Consider the following 17,262-nt stretch of genomic DNA (forward strand, 5'->3'; position numbering starts at 1 on the left):
GGAGGACCTGGGCCCTCAACGTCGGGCTCCCCCGGGTGGACTCGAACCACCAACCTGCCGATTAACAGTCGGCTGCTCTGCCAATTGAGCTACAGGGGATCAGCGACAACGCTGTCGTCGCGAACCGTGAAGACTTTACACGATCTGCGGTCCCGGCGTGCGCACGGTACCCTTGCTCCGCACTGCGATGAAGGGGAGGCCATGACGCCCACATATGACACCGGCGACACCGCGTGGATGATCGTCAGCACAGCTCTTGTGCTGCTGATGATTCCGGGCCTCGCCATCTTCTACGCGGGCATGGTCCGCTCGAAACATGCGCTCGGCATGATCATGTACACGATGTCGGCGATGGTGGCGATCTCGGTCACGTGGGTTCTGGTCGGATTCACTCTCGCCTTCGGGCCCGACACGGGCAGCGGCCTCATCGGGAGCTTCCACAATGCGGGCCTCGAGGGACTTGCCGATAGCCCGGTGTTCTCGCAACTTACGTTCCCGCCCATCGCGTTTGCGATGTTCCAAATGATGTTCGCGATCGTGACGGGTGCCCTCATCTCGGGTGCGGCGGCCGATCGCATGAAGTTTGGCGCGATGATGGCCTTCCTCACGCTGTGGTCCATCTGCGTCTATCCCGTGATCGCGCACTGGGCCTGGGGTCAAGGCGGCTGGATGCACAAGTGGGGAGTGCTCGACTTTGCGGGCGGCACCGTCGTCGAGATCTGTGCGGGGGCCTCGGCGCTTGCACTCGCGCTGGTGCTTGGCCCACGGCGCGAATGGCCCCACACGCCGATGTTGCCTCACAACCTGCCGTTGACGATTCTGGGTGCGGGCCTGCTGTGGTTCGGCTGGATCGGCTTCAACGCCGGGTCGGCGCTGGCCGCAAATGGCGTGGCAGCGTCGGCCGCCTTGGCCACGCATCTTGCTGGGGTCGGCGGAATTGCAGGCTGGCTTCTGCTCGACAAGCGCCTCACCGGCAAGCCCACCGCTCTTGGAGCGGCATCGGGCGCCGTGGCTGGGCTCGTGGCGATCACGCCGGCTGCGGCCTACCTGGACCCCTTCGCGTCGCTCCTGGTCGGCTTCATTGCCGGTGGTGCGGCGTACTTCGCGATCAAGTTGAAGTTCCGCTTCAAGTACGACGACTCGCTCGACGTCGTCGCCGTCCACTACGTCGGTGGAGTGGTCGGGATGCTGTTCCTCGGCTTCTTTGCGCGACTCATCGTGGGCAATGGCACGAACGGGGTCGGCCTGGTGTACTCGGGAGATGCCGCCCTGTTGGGGAAGCAGGCCGTCGCAGTGGTGGCCGCGAGCGCGTTCGCGTTTGTCGGGAGTTGGATCATCGCGATGGCCCTGCGCGCCATCATGGGACTGCGCGTGACGCCCGAAGGCGAGGAGCAAGGCATCGACTTCCACCAGCACGGTGAGACGGCCTACGAGATTCGCCACTAGTGTGGGGCGTTCTAGGGCCAGTAGCTCAGCCGGTTAGAGCATCGGACTCATAATCCGTCGGTCGTGGGTTCAAGTCCCACCTGGCCCACCTGGTAGATGCCCTGTTTGGGGGTGCTACATGCGTGTCGTTTGGGGTGAATCCCCTCCGAAACCCCTCCGGTAGGGCAATAATGCGGGTATGAGTCTTCCAAACGCGTATCTCACTAGCTTCAAGAACACCGGCGACATACTCACTGCGATGCAGGGTGCCCAAGCGCCCGATCGATTCACGACGAAGTTCCTTGAGGGCCTGGGGTTCGGCAGTAGCAATGACCGGGCGATGGCGAATGTTCTGAAGGCGTTGCAGTTCATCGACGAAAATGGCGTACCGATGCGGCGCTATCACGAGTACCTAGATCAGACGCAGTCCGCCGCAATCCTGGCGGCGGGCATACGCGACGCGTATGAGGACCTTTTCCGTATAAACAAGAACGCGCACCAGATGTCGACCAGCGACGTCAAGAACAAGATGAAGACGCTCTCCGAAGGCCAGTTCACCGACCGAGTGCTCACACAAATGGCAGGGACGTTCACGACTCTCGTCAAGTCTGCGGATTTCTCCCCCGACGCGGCGCAAGCGCAAGAGCGTCGCACGCAACCTGACGCTCAGGAGCGCGACCAAGGACCTGACCGCATGGAGCCGATCTCACCCGCCGGAGCCAGGGAGAGCCGCATTGGCGATTTGGTCTACAACATCAATATTCACCTGCCCGAATCGCGCGATCCGGCCGTCTACAACGCACTCTTCAAGTCGCTCAGGGAACACCTGGGATAGCGATGCACAACCGCATGTACGACTTCGTTTACCGGGGAATGCTGACAGAAGAGGCTCTCGACGCGGCAGGACGTCCAGGGCGTACCGCGTACTCCGCCACCGAGGCGGACATTGAGCAAGCCCTGAGTCTCGAGTTGTTTGACTCCGAGATGCTTGACTCTGCGAGACTAATGTCGGTGGTTTACGCGGCCATCGCGGCGTTCGAACATTCGGTTCGGAAATTCGTGTCCCGGGTGTTGATAGACGAGTTTGGGGAAGACTGGTGGGACCGAGGCGTCTCTCAGAAGATCCGGACATTTTCGGAGTCTCGGCGTGTGGACGAGGAGAAGAGCAAGTGGCACGGAGTTCGCGGCGATGACTTGCTGAGCTATACCGAACTCGGCCACTTACCGAACATCATCCAGCAGAACTGGGAGTTGTTCGAACCCTACGTGAGGCGGCTCGACTGGGCGACATCGATCTTTGCAACGATCGAGCGTTCCCGGAACGTCATCATGCACAGCGGAACTCTGGATCTACCTGACGTCGAGCGGATCGGGATACTCATGAGGGACTGGAACAAGCAAGTCGGCCTCTAGCACGCATCCCGGAGCTCCTCCTACCGGAGGCTCGATCTTGGTTACGTCAACCTCCCCGGCAGGACAAACCAGTACCCCTCACGCCTTGGGCCTGCTGATTGCGACTACGACGTGGAGCGCCGTCCGCAGAAAGTCGGAGACGTTGGCCCAGTTCGAAGCGCCTGCGTGGGGACATGGCTACGTCGCTCGTCGAGACCACGCGGGTCCCTCCCAGTAAGGTGGGATGGTCGCCGAGCCAGGCGAACGAGAGGTCGGGGTGAGCCGTGGAGTACTGGTTCCTAGGTGATGAGACAAACAACAGTGCCAAGTTGGGCGAGTTCTTCATCGTCGGCGGCATTGTCTTCCCACTCGACGCAATCGACGCGATCCATGCCGACATCGAGGCGATGCGGCTCAAGGCAGGCTACGAGCCGGGGGACAGTTTCAAGTTCCACACGCGAGCGCGTCCCGATCAAGTCAGCATCGAAACGGCCACTCAAGCTAAGGCTGAGTTGATCGAGTGCCTCGTGGACCGTGGCGCCAAGATGTTCACCTATGTGATCCTGCAGGATATTGCGGATAACCAGTCCGGCCAGGTGAGGATGGACTACGCGCTGAACACACTTTCGCTGGCCTACTACAGGTTCCTGGGACGCAAGAAGTCCTCGGGGGCGTTCATGATCGACCGCGAGGACAATCAACACAAACACCTCGCGACGATGTTCCAGTCGGGTCTACAGATGCAGACCAAGGTCATTGACTTGTCAGACCGTATTCGGTTCTTTGGGATGACTTCCAACAACGCTTCACACCTGAGTTCCGCAGTGGATGTGTCGCTAGGCGGCTTCCGGTACTGCGTCAACCACTGCGTCAATGGGACTGGCAAGTCGGAAGTGGCCAAAACGATATTCGGGCCTCTTGCCCGGCTCATCTATGGCGTAGATGGGGGTGGTTACCACAACATCTGGGACTATGGTTTCCACGCCTTGCCGGTCAACGTCAAGAGCAGCGCGCACGCAGCAAAGTACGACTTGCTCCGCGCTGAACTTGTCGCACTCACGAAGGAACCCGCCTAGCGCCGGTTACCGCGCCTCTGCCACGAACGCCGAGAAGCGGTCGACGTGGGCCGAGTAGTCGCTCGGGTACAGGTGCGCGTAGATCGAATCCGTCGTGGCGAGGTAGGCGTGGCCGAGCCAGCGTGACACCTCGTACGGTGGGAAGCCTGCCGCCAGCATGAGCGAGGCGAACGTGTGGCGCAGGTCGTGGAGCCGCATCTGCGGCAGCCCCTCGGCCTCGACCGCCGGGCGTAGGTAGTTCCGCAGTACCGAGCCCGTGTCGAGCACCCGATCGAAGGCAACGAGATGAGAGCCGGACACCCGCCCCGGCCAGAGCAGCGCCTCGGGGTCGCCCGAGTTCGGGTGCGCCACCAGGTACGCCCGAAGGTCCTTGACCAGCGCCCGGTCGACGAGCGGCACGTTGCGGGATGAGCGCGCGGACTTGGGTGTGCTGATCTTCCAGACGCCACCGATGCGGGCGAGGGTTTGGCGGACCTCGACGTGCCCGGCGGCGAGGTTGAGGTCTCGCACCCGTAGCCCCGTCAACTCGCCCGCCCGTAGCCCCGTGTAGGCCGCGAAGCGCACCAAGAGCCCGTTGTTAACGCCGACTGAAAACAGGGCCACTAGCGCCGACTGAAAACAGGGCCACTGTTGTGTGGTTCTAGTGTGCCTCAGTCGAGACAGGTGCGTGGCTCTTGAGCCGGTAGCTGGTGCCTTTGAGGTTGATGACGTCGGCGTGGTGAACGATGCGGTCGATCATTGCGGAGGCGATGGTGAGGTCGCTGAAGACGTCTCCCCAGCGGGCGAAGGGCAGGTTGGAGGTCATGATTAGCGATGCGTGTTCATAGCGACTCGACACGAGTTGGAAGAACAGGTTTGCGGCGTCCTGGTCAAAGGGGATGTAGCCGACCTCGTCAACGATCAGCAGGCTGTAGCGGCGCAGCCGTGCGAGTTCCGCGGGGAGTTTCCCGCGGGAGTGGGCTTCCTGCAGCCGGGCCACCCACCCGGTTGCGGTATCGAACAGGACCCGGTGGCCGGCTTTCGCGGCCTTGATACCGATGCCGACAGCGAGATGCGTTTTGCCGGTCCCTGGTGGGCCGAGGAGGACGATGTTCTTTCCCTCGGTGAGGAACACGCTGGTCCCGAGGTGTGCGATCAGGTTCCGGTCGGCGGACGGTTGGTGGTCGAAGTTGAAGTCCTCCAGGGTCTTGTGGCCGGGGAACCGTGCGGCCTTGATTCGCAGGGCCGCGCCGGAGGCTTCTCGTTCGGAAACTTCTTTCGATAAGACCGCGGCGAGGTATTCCTCGTGGGACCAGCCCGCGTCGCGGGCCTGGTCGCCGAGGCGGCGGAACGCGTCACTGATCCGCGGTGCGCGCAGGGCGCGGGCGTAGTACTCAATCTGCGATCCCGCCTCGCCCGTGGCCTGTCCTGTCATGATGCGACCGCCAGCACCGCGGGCGCTGCGGCGACGACGCTGCGATCGAGGGCGGGGTCGACTCCGAACAACTCGTCGTAGTGCGCGAGCGAGGCCAGCTCCACGACCGCGGCCACCGGCGCCCGACGCCGGTGCTGGGCCTGGAACTGCGACCGCAGCACCGCCGCTCTTGTCACATGGGCCGGGTCGGTGACCGTCAGTTGCCTGGCCCACCTCCTGCGGTGCTCGGCGATCAGGATGCCGTCGTGGTGGACGGCGACGGTGTCCAGGGACGCGGTGACGTCGACGAGGCGACCGATCATGGTCGGGTCGACGGAGTAGTCGTTGCTGAACGCACGAACGTAGTAGTCACGCGGCAAGCGGACCGAGTTGCGGAACACCACCTCCGGGGCGACCGGCGGCAGGGCGCGCATCGCCGCCCGATCGGCGGCCACGAGCTCGCCCGGACGTCCGCGCCGCGACCTGGACATCCGGGCGTTAGCAACCGGCAGCCATGCTGCGAGCTGGGTGTTGAAGTCGTCCGGCGAGGCGAACACACGGCCAGGCATGAACCTCGAGCGGAAGAACCGATTCATCCGCTCGACCCCGCCTTTGGACTCCGGATCGCGTGCTTTCAGCAACTTGATCTGCGTGCCCAGCGTCCCCGCGAACGCGGCCGCCGGGTCAGTGAGGCGACCGCGGCCGATGCCGGTCTCGTTGTCCCACGTCAACCGGGCAGGGACCGCGCCAGCCTCCTCGATAAGGGACCACATTCCGCCGAGCAGATCCGATGTCGTCCGCGACGGCAGCATCCTGGCTTGCAGGAACCCCGAGCAGGTCGAGGTCATCACCAGCACCGGCGGAGCCGCCTGCTGATCATCGCCCAGGGGCAGGTCCTCGTGGGGAAACCACAGGTCGCATTGGACCTGGAACCCGGGCAGGTGCACCAGCCGGTCCGCCGGATCCGGGACCGCATAGTCCGGTCGCACCTCGGCAACCTTCGCACGGAAGAGCGACTCCGACCCCACCCATCCGACGCGCTCGGCGATCGTCGCCGCTGGCATCGTCGGTGTCACCGCCAGCAACCTCCGCACGTCGGCCGCGAACGTGTCGAAGCTCGACCCCGACGGCGCACGCCGATAGGCCGGCTCGCGGTCCTCCGCCAACGCCCGATCGACCGTCCCCCGCGAGACACCAGCCAAACGTGCTATCTCCCGCTTCGAATGCTCACCCGTCGAGAACAGGTGGCGAATCTTCGCCCAATCATCCAATTTGATCACCTTCCATGATGGTCGGTGGCCCCGTTTTCAGTTGGCGCTAGTGGCCCTGTTTTCAGTCGGCGTTAACACCCGTAGGGCGCCGCCGTCGCGTCAAGGCGAGCCGAGACCCGCTCGACCTCGGCCGCAGTCAGGAATCTCGGCGCGAAGTCGTCCACCGTCGCCACCTTTGGCAACTTCACCCCGTCGCATGGGTTGAACGCGATGAGTCGGTCCCATTGGGCAAAGCGGAACGCCTTCTTGAGGGCGACGTAGTGATGGTGGACGGTAGCGGGGGAGAGACCCTCGCCGTCGAGCGCCGTCACCCACGTCTGGACGTCGGCCCGAGTCACGGCGTTGACCCGCCGACAACCTCGGAGAAATGTTAGTGTGCTCCTAATCCACACGGGTGCCCTTGCAGGGGCTGAGATCAGGCTGACGCGGCCTGCGACCGTTGAACCTGTCCGGGTAATGCCGGCGAAGGAAGTAGGAGTCCGCGCATGGAACCCGTCAGCCCATCCCACACGCTCGGATACACGCACGATGTCGAGCACGGCATACGTGTCCCGGTGACGCAGATCGCGCTTGAACCGTCGCCGAACGGTCAGGTGAACGAACCGTTCACGGTGTATCGCACCGAGGGGCCGGGGAGTGATCCGGTGCGCGGCTTGCCCCCGTTTCGCTCGGAGTGGATCGAGGCACGTGGTGACACGGAGGCGTATTCCGGGCGGCAACGTAATCTGCATGACGACGGGCGTACGGCGCTGCGCAGAGGTGCCGCATCCGCCGAGTGGGAGGGCGACAAACCCATAACTCGCCGGTCTCTGCCGGGCAAGACGGTCACGCAGATGTATTACGCGAAGAAGGGCGTAATTACTCCGGAGATGCGTTTCGTTGCTCTTCGCGAGAACTGTGACGTGGAGTTGGTGCGGTCCGAGGTGGCTACTGGTCGGGCGATCATCCCCAACAGCATCAACCATCCGGAGTCTGAGCCGATGATCATCGGCAAAGCATTCCTGGTGAAGATCAACGCCAATATCGGCAACTCCGCGGTGACTAGTTCAGTTGCCGAGGAGGTGGACAAACTGCAGTGGGCGGCTCAGTGGGGCGCAGACACGGTCATGGACCTGTCCACTGGTGATGACATTCACACGACCCGGGAGTGGGTCATCCGCAACTCCCCGGTGCCCATCGGCACCGTGCCGATCTACCAGGCTCTCGAAAAGGTCAATGGTGAAGCAAACGCGCTCACGTGGGAGATCTACCGGGACACGGTGATCGAGCAGTGTGAGCAGGGCGTGGACTACATGACCGTCCATGCCGGAGTCTTGCTCCGGTATGTGCCGTTGACTGCGGAGCGGGTGACGGGGATTGTCTCTCGCGGCGGGTCGATCATGGCTGGGTGGTGTCTGGCGCATCATCAGGAAAACTTCCTCTACACGCACTTTGATGAGCTGTGCGAGATCTTCGCTCGTTACGATGTCGCGTTCTCCCTCGGCGACGGGCTGCGCCCGGGATCAACAGCTGATGCCAACGATGCGGCCCAGTTCGCGGAACTTGACACCCTCGCGGAATTGACGAAGCGGGCCTGGAAGTACGACGTTCAGGTGATGGTGGAAGGGCCCGGCCACATCCCCTTTCATCTGGTTCGGGAGAACGTGGAACGTCAGCAGGAGTTGTGCGACGGTGCCCCGTTCTACACGCTCGGCCCCTTGGTCACGGATATTGCTCCCGGTTATGACCACATCACCTCTGTGATCGGAGCTACCGAGATCGCCAGGTATGGGACGGCGATGCTCTGCTATGTCACCCCGAAAGAGCATCTGGGGCTGCCGAACAAGGACGACGTCAAAACGGGTGTGATCACCTACAAGATCGCCGCTCACGCGGCTGACCTCGCAAAAGGTCACCCCGGCGCGCACGAACGCGACGACGCGCTGTCCAAAGCACGTTTCGAGTTCCGCTGGCGGGACCAGTTCGCACTCTCCCTTGACCCGGTCACGGCCGAGGCATTCCACGACGAGACGCTCCCAGCCGAACCGGCGAAGACGGCCCACTTCTGTTCGATGTGCGGACCGAAGTTCTGCTCCATGCGGATCTCGCAAGATATCCGCGATCAGTTTGGGGGCTTGTCTGAGCAGCAGATCATTGCTGGGATGGAGGAGAGGTCAACAGCGTTCCGGGAATCTGGCGGAAAAGTGTATGTCCCGGAACCCGTCATCGGCAGACCGTAGAGTTGCTCGGTGACGAACCGTCTCAGCGCGGCTGACGTCTGCGCCCTCCTTGAGAAATTGCGCGAGAGCACGCCTCTCGTTCAGTGCCTGACGAACACGGTGGTGACCAACTTCACCGCCAACGTTCTGCTCGCGATAGGTGCGACCCCAGCGATGACAGACATTCCGACCGAGGCAGGACTGCTTGCCGAAATCGCGTCGGCGACGTTGGTCAATGTTGGAACCCCGCATGCCGAGCAACGAATCGCGATGATCGAGGCCGCTCAGGCAGCCCACCATAAGGGCGGTCCATGGGTACTTGATCCCGTCGCTGTGGGTGCACTTCCGGTGCGCACGGCGTTGGCACGGGAGTTGCTGAAGTACTCGCCTACTGTGATTAGGGGAAACGCCTCCGAGATCAAGGCTTTGGCCGGCTTCGGGGCTGGCGGCCGAGGTGTGGATACGGTCGACAGCGCAGAAGGCGCGCTGGATGCCGCCACCCATCTCGCCCACACCCACGGTTCCACCGTCGCAATCTCCGGCGCAACCGACCTTGTCACGGACGGAACGGATGTGTTGCGGATCAGCAACGGGCACCGCTATTTGACTCTCGTCACCGGAGGGGGGTGTGCCTTGGGAGCCGTGACCGCGGCCTTCCTCGCGGTCGGAGAAGACCAGCTGGCCGCAACCGCATCGGCCACAGCTGTCTATACGATCGCGGCAGAATTGGCGGCGGTGAACGCGCATGGTCCTGGCACGTTCGCCATTGCCTTCATTGACGCGTTGGCTGCGATCGACGCGGCCGAGATCCAGTCGCGAGTCAAGATCGCATGACGGGTCGCCCGACTTTCACCGGCGGTGTGTATCTTGTCACGGACACCGTGCTGTGTGGTGAGCTCGGCGTCGTGGATACTGTGCGGGCAGCGGTCGCAGGGGGTGTCAGACTGGTCCAGATTCGGGACAAAACGGCCAGCGACACAGACTTTTACGATCTTGTCATGCGCACTGCAAATGCTGTCGGCGACCGGGCACTGCTCCTGGTCAATGACCGAGTCGACGCGTTCTTGGCCGCCCGTTCTGCTGGCGCCGCAGTACACGGCGTACATGTCGGGCAGGGCGACATGTCCCCGCTTCAGGTGAGACGAATTGTCGGGGCCGATGCTGTGATCGGGCTCACCGCCCACACGGCTGCGCACATTATGGATGCGCACCGCCTTCCTGAGAGCACCGTTGATTACTTCGGGGTCGGCGCCATTCGGCCCTCCGCAACCAAACCGGACCATCCCCGACCTCTTGGCGTCGTCGGCTTCAGAGCTCTTGCAAGTCTGACGTCGTTACCGTGCGTGGCCATCGGCGGCATCACGCTGGCGGACATGCCGATTCTTCGCCGTGCTGGGGCTGCAGGAGCCGCCGCGGTCTCAGCGATCTGCGGCGCGCCAGACCCACGGGCCAACACCGAAGCGCTCATCGCCGCGTGGGACGAATGACCGCCTCACCGCCCCTGGCAGTTCCTCGGGTTCTCAGCATTGCCGGAACAGACCCCGCAGGAGGTGCAGGTATTCAAGCCGACCTGAAGAGCATCGCCGCCTGTCCGAGATTCACGATGTGATCGTTCTGGTGAAAGGCGGTCACCTGCAGGGCCCGGAATCCCCCGACGCGCTCGTCGATGCTGTGGGCCACCTCGGTGACGGCCTGCAGTTGTTCGAGTTGACTGCGGCACGAGTGAGTAGCACGAACACGCACGGGACAGGCTGCTCCCTCTCCTCCGCGGTCACCACACTTCAGGCGCAGCTCAGCCACTGGACTGTCGCCCTGACCGTCGCGAAAGCGTGGCTGCAGGACAGCATCCGCCACGCCGACCAATTGGAGGTCGGGTCGGGCAATGGTCCCATCCACCATTTTCATCACCTGTGGGATGCCGCTTCGGAGGGGCAACGTTAGTTGAGAATCCCGACTTTGTTCGTTTCCGGACCCGTGATTCCGCCGATGAATACCAGCACACCGCCGAGGACGAGGAGCGCTGCGATTGCCGTCTGCTGCCCAAGGGCCGCTTGCAACGCTGGCAGGTAGTAGGGGTACAGCGCGGGGAGCACGATCGAGAGGCTGTACCCGACCCCGTACCCGCTGGAGCGAACGGCCGCAGGGAACCGTTCGGCAAGATATGCGCCGACCGGACCGTAGCCGGAAACCGTCACTACTTGCAGCGCTACAACCAACACCAGGGCGACCGGAATTCCGTTGGTGCGGAAGATCGCGAGGAATGTGATCGGCGCGAACACGGCGGCGAGCAGTCCGAAGCCCATGAAAAAGGTGCGCCTTCCCAGCACCGTCGACAGGTGTCCTGCCGCGAGCATCGTCACGGCCGATACTGCTGTGGCGCACAGCATCGTGAACGATATCGCTTGCGCACTCAGGTGGGAGGCAACCTTGAGCTCGCCAGTCAGAGTGGGAATCGCCATATCTGTCATGAGCCATAACCCAGTCATCAACACGAAGACCTGCACGAGCGCGCGGCGGTGCGGGCCAACGAAGATTTCCTTCAGCGGGTTTCGCGCCTTTAGCGCACCAGTCCAGACTGGTGAATCCACGACCGCAAAGCGGTAGTAGACCATCATCGCGACGGCAAGCGCCGACCCGAGCAGGAACGGAATACGCCAACCCCATGCACCATACATTTCCGGAGTAGAGGTGCTGAGGAGCACAAACACAATCCCGGCGATCGTCGCGTTCGCCCACGGAGACATCCACATGATGAACCCGCTGGCCAGACCTCGCCTCCTCGGGGCGGACCACTCCATCGCCAACGGCACAGCAGATGTATATTCCCCGCCCAGGAAGACCCCGCCCAGAAAACGCAGTCCGACGATGATGAATAGGGTTCCGTTACCCAGCACGGAATAGCCGGGGACCAGCGCAATGAGGAGCGTCGTCAGTGCGATCCCCGCGAGAGCAACTTTCGTCGTCCACGTCCGCCCAAACCGGTCAGCAATCGGACCAAAAATCGCGGCACCCAGAGGGCGGCCCAGAAGTGCCGCGACAAAAACTAGCCCGGCGTTGCCAACCAAATTGTTCGGACCGAACACCTCGGCGGCTGCGGGGGTCAAGGCAATAACTGGGAGGAAGATATCAAACTGATCAACGAAATTTCCGAAGATGCCACCGCGGAGTGCGCGGCGGACAGCGGTTGGCATCGTGGAGTTTCGCCCATCCGGGCGAACGAGGGCGGCCGCCTGGTTAGAGGGCTGGACAGAGTTATTCACCGAAGCTCACTTCCTTCGCCGGCATTACCCGGACAGGTTCAACGGTCGAAGCTGCGTCAGCTTCCTCTCAGCCCCTGCATCAGGGCTCCCGTGTGGATAGACATGACTATAGCGTCAGCCGAGAAGGCGCAAGACGCCGCCAGGGGGGATTTGCCCAAGCGTCGTTGACTCGCTGTAGCCTCGGCGCGTGACCTACACCTTCGCCGCCGAGCTCTACTTGTGGGCCGCACGCACCGACTGCTGGGTGTTCGCGAACCTCCCCGAGGACGTGGCCGACGAGATCGAGGATGCCGCACCCGAGCCCCGCAGGGGCTTTGGGGCCGTCAAGGTCGAGGTCACCGTGGGCTCCAGCACGTGGCGCACGTCGGTGTTCCCCTCGAAGCAGGACGCCACGTTCGTGCTCCCGGTCAAGAAGGCGATCCTCAAGGCCGAATCTCTCAGAGCGGGGGAGACCGCCACGTTCATCCTGCGCACCGTCTGACAGGCGCACGCCCGGCCGATAGGGCTAGGTCGTGGGTGACGACGATTTGGGCAACTACGACCCCAGCAGCAGCTCCGCGATCACGGCCGGGAGTGCGTCGGCCACGTCCAGCGCGACGATGGGCCCGCCGCCAGAAGCCGCCTCCGCGGCCCGCGCGTGCACCCAGGACGCCGCCGCCCCGGCATCGGCCGCCGATAGCCCCGACGCGAGCAGCGCGCCCGCGATGCCCGCCAGCACGTCCCCGGCTCCGGCGGTCGCGAGCCATGCGGGGGCCTCCTCGAGCTCGACGACGGCGCCGCCTGCGGACGCGATGATCGTCCGCGAACCCTTCAGCAACACGGTGGCGCGAGCCGTCTCGGCGAGAAGCCGCGCGTGGCCCGCCCTGTCGCGCTCGACATCGGCCAGAGTCACGTCGTGGCGAATTGCCGCGAGGGCCCTCACGAGCTCGCGCGCATGGGGCGTGAGGAGCACTCGGTCGGGTGGGGTTTGCCGAGCGCCCGCCGCACGTGACCGCACGCAAGCCTCGAGCGCGCCGGCATCGGCCACCAGGGGCGTCCCGGAGGCAAGAGCCGCGCCAATGACGGCGTCCTGTCCTGGGTGATCGGCCACGCCACTGCCCACGATCCACGCCGAGGCGTGGGGGAGACGGTCGGAGGCATCGGCTGGATCGTGAACGACGACCTCGGGCCGATACGCGAGAACCAGGTCCTGGGCGCGGCGAGGGCCGACGTAGCGCACCATCCCGACCCCAGCGCGCGCGGCGCCGCACGCGACCAAGACGGCCGCCCCCGGATAGGCCTCGGAGCCGGCGACAATGCCGACAACCCCTCGCGAATACTTGTCGTCGTGAGCCTGGGGGCGCGGCCACACCGCCGCGACCCAGGACCGATCTACGGAATCCATACCCATAGCCTGGCACGCGCGCCGCTAGCGGCGGACCTTGAGCGGCCCCGAGGCGCTTCGCGACGTGAAAGAATGCGTCCATGGCCACGCGAGAAATCCGAGTGGTGGGCGACCCAGTGCTGCGCACCCCCTGCGAACCGATCACCGAAATCACCGAGAGCGTGCGCGCCTTGGTCGAGGACCTGCTCGAGACCGTCGATCACGACGGCAGGGCCGGACTCGCGGCAAATCAGATCGGCGTGAGCCTGCGGGCCTTCTCCTGGAATATCGACGGAGACATCGGCTACGTGCTGAACCCCGAGATTGTGGAGAACTCCGCCGAGCTTCAGGAGCTCGGTGACGAGGGTTGCCTATCGGTTCCTGGTCTCTGGTTCGCGTGTGAGCGCCCGCTCTACGCGAAGGCGATCGGCACCGACCTCAACGGCAATCAGGTGGTAGTCGAGGGCGAGGACATTTGGGCCCGGCTCGTCAACCACGAGGTAGATCACCTCGGCGGCAAGCTCTACATCGACAGGCTGGCCAAGGAAGAGCGCCGCAGGGCCATGAAGGAACTGCGCGCGCAAATCGACGCTTAGGGCGGCGACCTCCAGAGCTGCGACTTCTAAACGACGTCGACACCCACGTCGGCCACGACGATGCGGCCCGCAGCCCCGGAAGCGGGGGCGGTTACGAGGCACCACGACGGAGCGGTGAACGCAACCGTCACGTTGGCCGTTACATGCGTGCCCGTCACCTCTCCGCTATCGGCATCGAGGCCGCTCGGAAGATCGACGGAAACGATCACGGCGCTCGACGGGATGACGCTCACCAGGTGATCCGCAGGGGCCCTCAAGCCCGCCGTGCCGCCCAGGCCAGCAATGCCATCGATCACCAGATCCGCCGTCTTGACCTCGGCATCTGCCGCGCGGAGCCCCGACTCGGCAATCGCGTTGAGGAGCACGCCACCCGCCGCATCGAACAACTCCTTGCCGCGAGCGTGGGCCGACGTCGAGACCTCCACCGCAGTCACATCGGCGCCGTCCTGGGCGAGGAGCGCGCCGGCCAGCAGCGCGTCACCGCCGTTGCGGCCAGAGCCCGCGAGAATGACCACGTGAGCGTTGGGGACCAATTGGCCCGCTGCCACGAGTTCCTCCCTTACTACCCTGGCGACGGCGCGCGCCGCGCGATCCATCAGGACGTCTTCGGGGGCGCGAGACAGGGCCACCAGTTCGGCTTCCTTGATCTGCGCGATGGTCAAGGGTGCGGGGAGAGCGGCGCTGGGAATGGGGACTTCGGTATCGTCGGTCACGCCTTCAGGGTCCCACGTTCGGCGATTGTCTGCTCACTCCTCGGGCAACGGGCGCGGGGCGGCATTCGACGCAGGCGACTTTGCCGACGCCACTCCGGCAGGTAACTGGCGCTTTGGGCGTTGCTGAGGCACCATAGAGGTACATCCGGAGAGCCGGACGCCTCGATAGGTCGTAGGGGAAGACGCACCTATCAACAAGGAGGGGTCATGGCCGCCATCACCCGCGGTGTTCTTTTTGTGCATTCGGCATCTCGAGCGATGTGCCCCCACGTGGAGTGGGCGGCACAGTCAGTGCTGGGCTCACGCGCCACTTTCGACTGGATTGATCAGCCGGCTGGCACCAGCCTGTACCGTACCGAGGTCGCTTGGCAGGGCCATCAGGGCACGGGGGCGCGGCTCGCCTCAGCGCTGCGCGGTTGGGAGCATTTGCGCTACGAGGTCACCGAGGACCCGTCTTTTGGTTGTGATGGCGCCCGGTGGTCGCACACGCCTTCGCTCGGCATCTTTCACGCCGTGACGGACGTCCACGGAAACATTTTGGTGCCCGAGGATCGCATCCGTGCCGCGATTGAGGACGGCGGATCGATTACCGAGGTGAAGCGGGCGATGGACCTCGCCCTGGGCACGGCATGGGACGACGAGCTCGAGCCGTTCCGTTACGCGGGCCAAGGCGCTCCAGTGCGCTGGCTCCACCGCGTGGGCTAGCGATGAACATCGACGCCACCACCATCCTCACGCTGCAGGCGCTCGAAGAGGCGATGTGGCGCACCGAGACGCGTTTTGACCGTCGCCACATGGAGGCGGTGCTGCATCCGGACTTCACCGAGATCGGCCGCTCGGGTCGCATATTTTCGCGTGCGAATGTTCTAGAGATGCCGCCAGTCGAGATAAGTATCGAGATTCCCTTGAGCGACCTGACTTTCTCGGACGTTGCCGACGGTGCGGTACTGCTGACCTACACGACGGTGCCCGAACGATCCGAGCACGGTGCGGCGAGGCGGGCGTCGGTGTGGGTGCGAGAGGGCGAGCGCTGGCTTCTGCGCTACCACCAGGGTACGCCGACAAGCCTCTAATCCCCGCGACGGCCAGCGACCCTTCGGGCGGTAGGCGCTCGGATTCCCGGCGGGCGGACGTGCCCGAGCGAGCCCTCCCCGACGCTCCGAACCAAATTGCGACGCGACTCGCCGCTACGCGGGCGTTTGGAGCGGCAGACGCGGCGCGTCGGCGCTCTGATTGGTTCGTGGCGCTCGGTGGGGCGCAGCAGTGACGCAACGACGCCGTGACGCGGCGTGGGCTACGCCGTAGCGAACACCAGCGCGACGTTGTGGCCGCCGAAGCCGAACGAGTTGTTGATAGCGGCCAGATCGCCCGACGGGGCAAGGTCGGCCGGCTTGTCCCTCACCAGATTGATCGCGAGGTCTGGGTCCGGCTGAGACACGTTGATCGTAGGCGGCGCCTTGCGGTCGTGGAGCGCCATGATGGTGAACATCGACTCGAGTGCACCCGCGCCGCCAAGCAGGTGGCCCGTCATGGACTTGGTTGCCGAGACGAGCACATCGGCGGTGTGGTCGCCGAAGAGGCTCGCGATTCCGCGCGCCTCGATCGGGTCACCAACTTGCGTCGAGGTCGCGTGGGCGTTGACGTGGATGATGTCGGTGAGAGACAGGCCCGCGCGTTCGACGGCGAAGCGCATGGCGCGCGTCTGGCCCTCGCCTGAGGGTTCGGGGGCGGCAATGTGATACGCATCGGAGGTCATCCCTACGCCGAGCAGCCGCGCGTAAATCTTGGCGCCGCGGGCACGGGCGTGCTCCTCCGACTCAAGGACCAGGATCGCCGAGCCCTCGCCGAGCACAAAGCCATCCCGCCCGGTGTCATACGGACGCGAAGCGGCGGCGGGGTTGTCATTGCGCTTCGAAAGGGCCGCCATCGCCGCGAAGGCAGAGATTGGCAATGGGTGAATGGCCGCCTCCGTGCCCCCGGCGACAACGACATCGGCGCGACCAGACTCGATCATCTCGAAGGCCATGCCGATGGCCTCCGCTCCCGATGCGCATGCGGACACCGGTGCATGGGCGCCCGCCTTGGCCCCAACCTCCAGCTCGACGTATGCGGCAGGGGAGTTGGGCATCAGCATGGGCACCGTCATGGGCAGGACGCGCGCGGCGCCCCGCTCCTTGACGGTGTCCCACGCTGTCAAGAGCGTCCACACCCCACCAATTCCCGACGAGACGACCGCGCCAAGGCGCTCGGGGTCGACCTTGGGGGACCCCGCATCGGCCCATGCCTCGCGCGTCGCGACGATCGCGTATTGGGCCGAGGGGTCCATCCGCTTGGTCTCCGGCCGCGTGAGGATGGTGTCGGGCCGCACGGCAAGCTGGCCCGCGAAGTTCACGGGCATGCCGTACAACTCCGCCCAGTCGTTGTCGAGAGTGCGCACGCCTGAACGTCCAGCGAGCGCAGCCTCCCACGTGCTGGACGCGTCCCCGCCGAGCGGGGTGGTCGCGCCTAGACCTGTGACGACAACTGCCATGGTGATCCTCCGGGATAAACGGGGTGAACGGGGACGGCTAAGCGC

Annotated in this window: 20 protein-coding genes, 2 tRNA genes and 2 riboswitches; of the genes, 13 read left to right on the forward strand and 9 right to left on the reverse strand. The window is 64.4% G+C overall.

Annotation, left to right across the window (positions count from 1 at the left end):
- Positions 1–26: 26 nt before the first annotated feature.
- Positions 27–99, reverse strand: a tRNA-Asn gene (locus tag BKA03_RS06000).
- A 102-nt stretch (positions 100–201) separates the two neighbouring features.
- On the opposite strand from BKA03_RS06000, the gene BKA03_RS06005 reads away from it, so the two are divergent.
- The 5 genes from BKA03_RS06005 to BKA03_RS06025 all read left to right on the forward strand — a co-directional run bounded on the left by BKA03_RS06005 (position 202) and on the right by BKA03_RS06025 (position 3,893).
- On the forward strand, positions 202–1,446 hold the full coding sequence (locus tag BKA03_RS06005) for an ammonium transporter (RefSeq protein WP_083971665.1): 1,245 nt from the start codon (positions 202–204) through the stop codon (positions 1,444–1,446).
- 14 nt (positions 1,447–1,460) lie between these two features.
- Positions 1,461–1,534, forward strand: a tRNA-Ile gene (locus BKA03_RS06010).
- Positions 1,535–1,624: 90 nt separating this feature from the next.
- Complete coding sequence (locus BKA03_RS06015) at positions 1,625–2,260, forward strand: DUF5343 domain-containing protein (protein WP_062075340.1); 636 nt, start codon at positions 1,625–1,627, stop codon at positions 2,258–2,260.
- 2 nt (positions 2,261–2,262) lie between these two features.
- Positions 2,263–2,838, forward strand: a complete 576-nt coding sequence (locus tag BKA03_RS06020; protein WP_062075341.1) for a Swt1 family HEPN domain-containing protein — start codon at positions 2,263–2,265, stop codon at positions 2,836–2,838.
- Positions 2,839–3,101: 263 nt separating this feature from the next.
- Complete coding sequence (locus BKA03_RS06025) at positions 3,102–3,893, forward strand: hypothetical protein (RefSeq protein ID WP_062075342.1); 792 nt, start codon at positions 3,102–3,104, stop codon at positions 3,891–3,893.
- A 6-nt stretch (positions 3,894–3,899) separates the two neighbouring features.
- On the opposite strand, the gene BKA03_RS06030 is transcribed toward BKA03_RS06025, so the two are convergent.
- The 4 genes from BKA03_RS06030 to BKA03_RS06045 all read right to left on the reverse strand — a co-directional run bounded on the left by BKA03_RS06030 (position 3,900) and on the right by BKA03_RS06045 (position 6,895).
- Positions 3,900–4,496: a site-specific integrase gene (locus BKA03_RS06030; protein WP_179397715.1), complete on the reverse strand. Its 597-nt coding sequence runs from the start codon at positions 4,494–4,496 to the stop codon at positions 3,900–3,902.
- A gap of 37 nt (positions 4,497–4,533) precedes the next feature.
- Positions 4,534–5,307 (reverse strand): IS21-like element helper ATPase IstB, encoded by a 774-nt coding sequence (gene istB / locus BKA03_RS06035; protein WP_062075344.1) that lies wholly within the window; start codon positions 5,305–5,307, stop codon positions 4,534–4,536.
- A complete protein-coding gene (gene istA / locus BKA03_RS06040) occupies positions 5,304–6,566 on the reverse strand; it encodes an IS21 family transposase (protein WP_062075345.1) in 1,263 nt (420 codons plus the stop codon). The genes istB and istA overlap by 4 nt, the downstream gene beginning before the upstream one ends.
- A gap of 62 nt (positions 6,567–6,628) precedes the next feature.
- Positions 6,629–6,895: a site-specific integrase gene (locus BKA03_RS06045; protein WP_062075346.1), complete on the reverse strand. Its 267-nt coding sequence runs from the start codon at positions 6,893–6,895 to the stop codon at positions 6,629–6,631.
- Between the two features lie 42 nt (positions 6,896–6,937).
- A riboswitch (TPP riboswitch) is annotated at positions 6,938–7,045 on the forward strand.
- On the opposite strand from BKA03_RS06045, the gene thiC reads away from it, so the two are divergent.
- The 4 genes from thiC to BKA03_RS15815 all read left to right on the forward strand — a co-directional run bounded on the left by thiC (position 7,043) and on the right by BKA03_RS15815 (position 10,696).
- Entirely contained in the window at positions 7,043–8,776 is a 1,734-nt protein-coding gene (gene thiC / locus BKA03_RS06050; RefSeq protein WP_062075347.1) for a phosphomethylpyrimidine synthase ThiC, read from the forward strand. It overlaps the preceding riboswitch by 3 nt.
- A 9-nt stretch (positions 8,777–8,785) precedes the next feature.
- Positions 8,786–9,589, forward strand: coding sequence for a hydroxyethylthiazole kinase (gene thiM, locus BKA03_RS06055; RefSeq protein ID WP_062075348.1), 804 nt, complete (start codon positions 8,786–8,788; stop codon positions 9,587–9,589).
- Positions 9,586–10,242 (forward strand): thiamine phosphate synthase, encoded by a 657-nt coding sequence (gene thiE, locus BKA03_RS06060; protein ID WP_062075349.1) that lies wholly within the window; start codon positions 9,586–9,588, stop codon positions 10,240–10,242. The genes thiM and thiE overlap by 4 nt, the downstream gene beginning before the upstream one ends.
- Before the next feature lie 118 nt (positions 10,243–10,360).
- Positions 10,361–10,696 (forward strand): bifunctional hydroxymethylpyrimidine kinase/phosphomethylpyrimidine kinase, encoded by a 336-nt coding sequence (locus BKA03_RS15815; RefSeq protein ID WP_179397716.1) that lies wholly within the window; start codon positions 10,361–10,363, stop codon positions 10,694–10,696.
- Here BKA03_RS15815 and BKA03_RS06070 read toward each other — a convergent pair.
- Positions 10,693–12,015: an MFS transporter gene (locus tag BKA03_RS06070; RefSeq protein ID WP_062075351.1), complete on the reverse strand. Its 1,323-nt coding sequence runs from the start codon at positions 12,013–12,015 to the stop codon at positions 10,693–10,695. The two genes, BKA03_RS15815 and BKA03_RS06070, sit on opposite strands and share 4 nt — an antisense overlap.
- Positions 12,009–12,117: riboswitch (TPP riboswitch) on the reverse strand. Its footprint overlaps the gene before it by 7 nt.
- Before the next feature lie 85 nt (positions 12,118–12,202).
- Here BKA03_RS06070 and BKA03_RS06075 point away from each other — a divergent pair.
- Positions 12,203–12,496, forward strand: coding sequence for a DUF1905 domain-containing protein (locus tag BKA03_RS06075; RefSeq protein WP_062075352.1), 294 nt, complete (start codon positions 12,203–12,205; stop codon positions 12,494–12,496).
- A gap of 54 nt (positions 12,497–12,550) precedes the next feature.
- On the opposite strand, the gene BKA03_RS06080 is transcribed toward BKA03_RS06075, so the two are convergent.
- A complete protein-coding gene (locus tag BKA03_RS06080) occupies positions 12,551–13,399 on the reverse strand; it encodes an NAD(P)H-hydrate dehydratase (RefSeq protein WP_062075353.1) in 849 nt (282 codons plus the stop codon).
- Positions 13,400–13,479: 80 nt separating this feature from the next.
- Between BKA03_RS06080 and def the strand changes: the two genes are divergently transcribed.
- Complete coding sequence (def, locus tag BKA03_RS06085; protein WP_062075354.1) at positions 13,480–13,974, forward strand: peptide deformylase; 495 nt, start codon at positions 13,480–13,482, stop codon at positions 13,972–13,974.
- Positions 13,975–14,000: 26 nt separating this feature from the next.
- Here the strand turns inward: def and BKA03_RS06090 are convergent, their stop codons facing one another.
- Positions 14,001–14,687, reverse strand: coding sequence for an NAD(P)H-hydrate epimerase (locus tag BKA03_RS06090; protein WP_062075355.1), 687 nt, complete (start codon positions 14,685–14,687; stop codon positions 14,001–14,003).
- Positions 14,688–14,894: 207 nt separating this feature from the next.
- Between BKA03_RS06090 and BKA03_RS06095 the strand changes: the two genes are divergently transcribed.
- A complete protein-coding gene (locus BKA03_RS06095; RefSeq protein ID WP_062075356.1) occupies positions 14,895–15,392 on the forward strand; it encodes a DUF3145 domain-containing protein in 498 nt (165 codons plus the stop codon).
- Positions 15,393–15,394: 2 nt separating this feature from the next.
- Positions 15,395–15,760, forward strand: a complete 366-nt coding sequence (locus BKA03_RS06100) for a nuclear transport factor 2 family protein (protein WP_062075357.1) — start codon at positions 15,395–15,397, stop codon at positions 15,758–15,760.
- Positions 15,761–15,981: 221 nt separating this feature from the next.
- Here the strand turns inward: BKA03_RS06100 and BKA03_RS06105 are convergent, their stop codons facing one another.
- Positions 15,982–17,217 carry a beta-ketoacyl-[acyl-carrier-protein] synthase family protein gene (locus BKA03_RS06105; protein WP_062075358.1) on the reverse strand — a complete coding sequence of 412 codons (1,236 nt, stop codon included), beginning with the start codon at positions 17,215–17,217 and terminating at the stop codon, positions 15,982–15,984.
- Between the last annotated feature and the right edge of the window lie 45 nt (positions 17,218–17,262).

The sequence above is a fragment of the Demequina lutea genome (assembly GCF_013409005.1).
Classification (GTDB): domain Bacteria; phylum Actinomycetota; class Actinomycetes; order Actinomycetales; family Demequinaceae; genus Demequina; species Demequina lutea.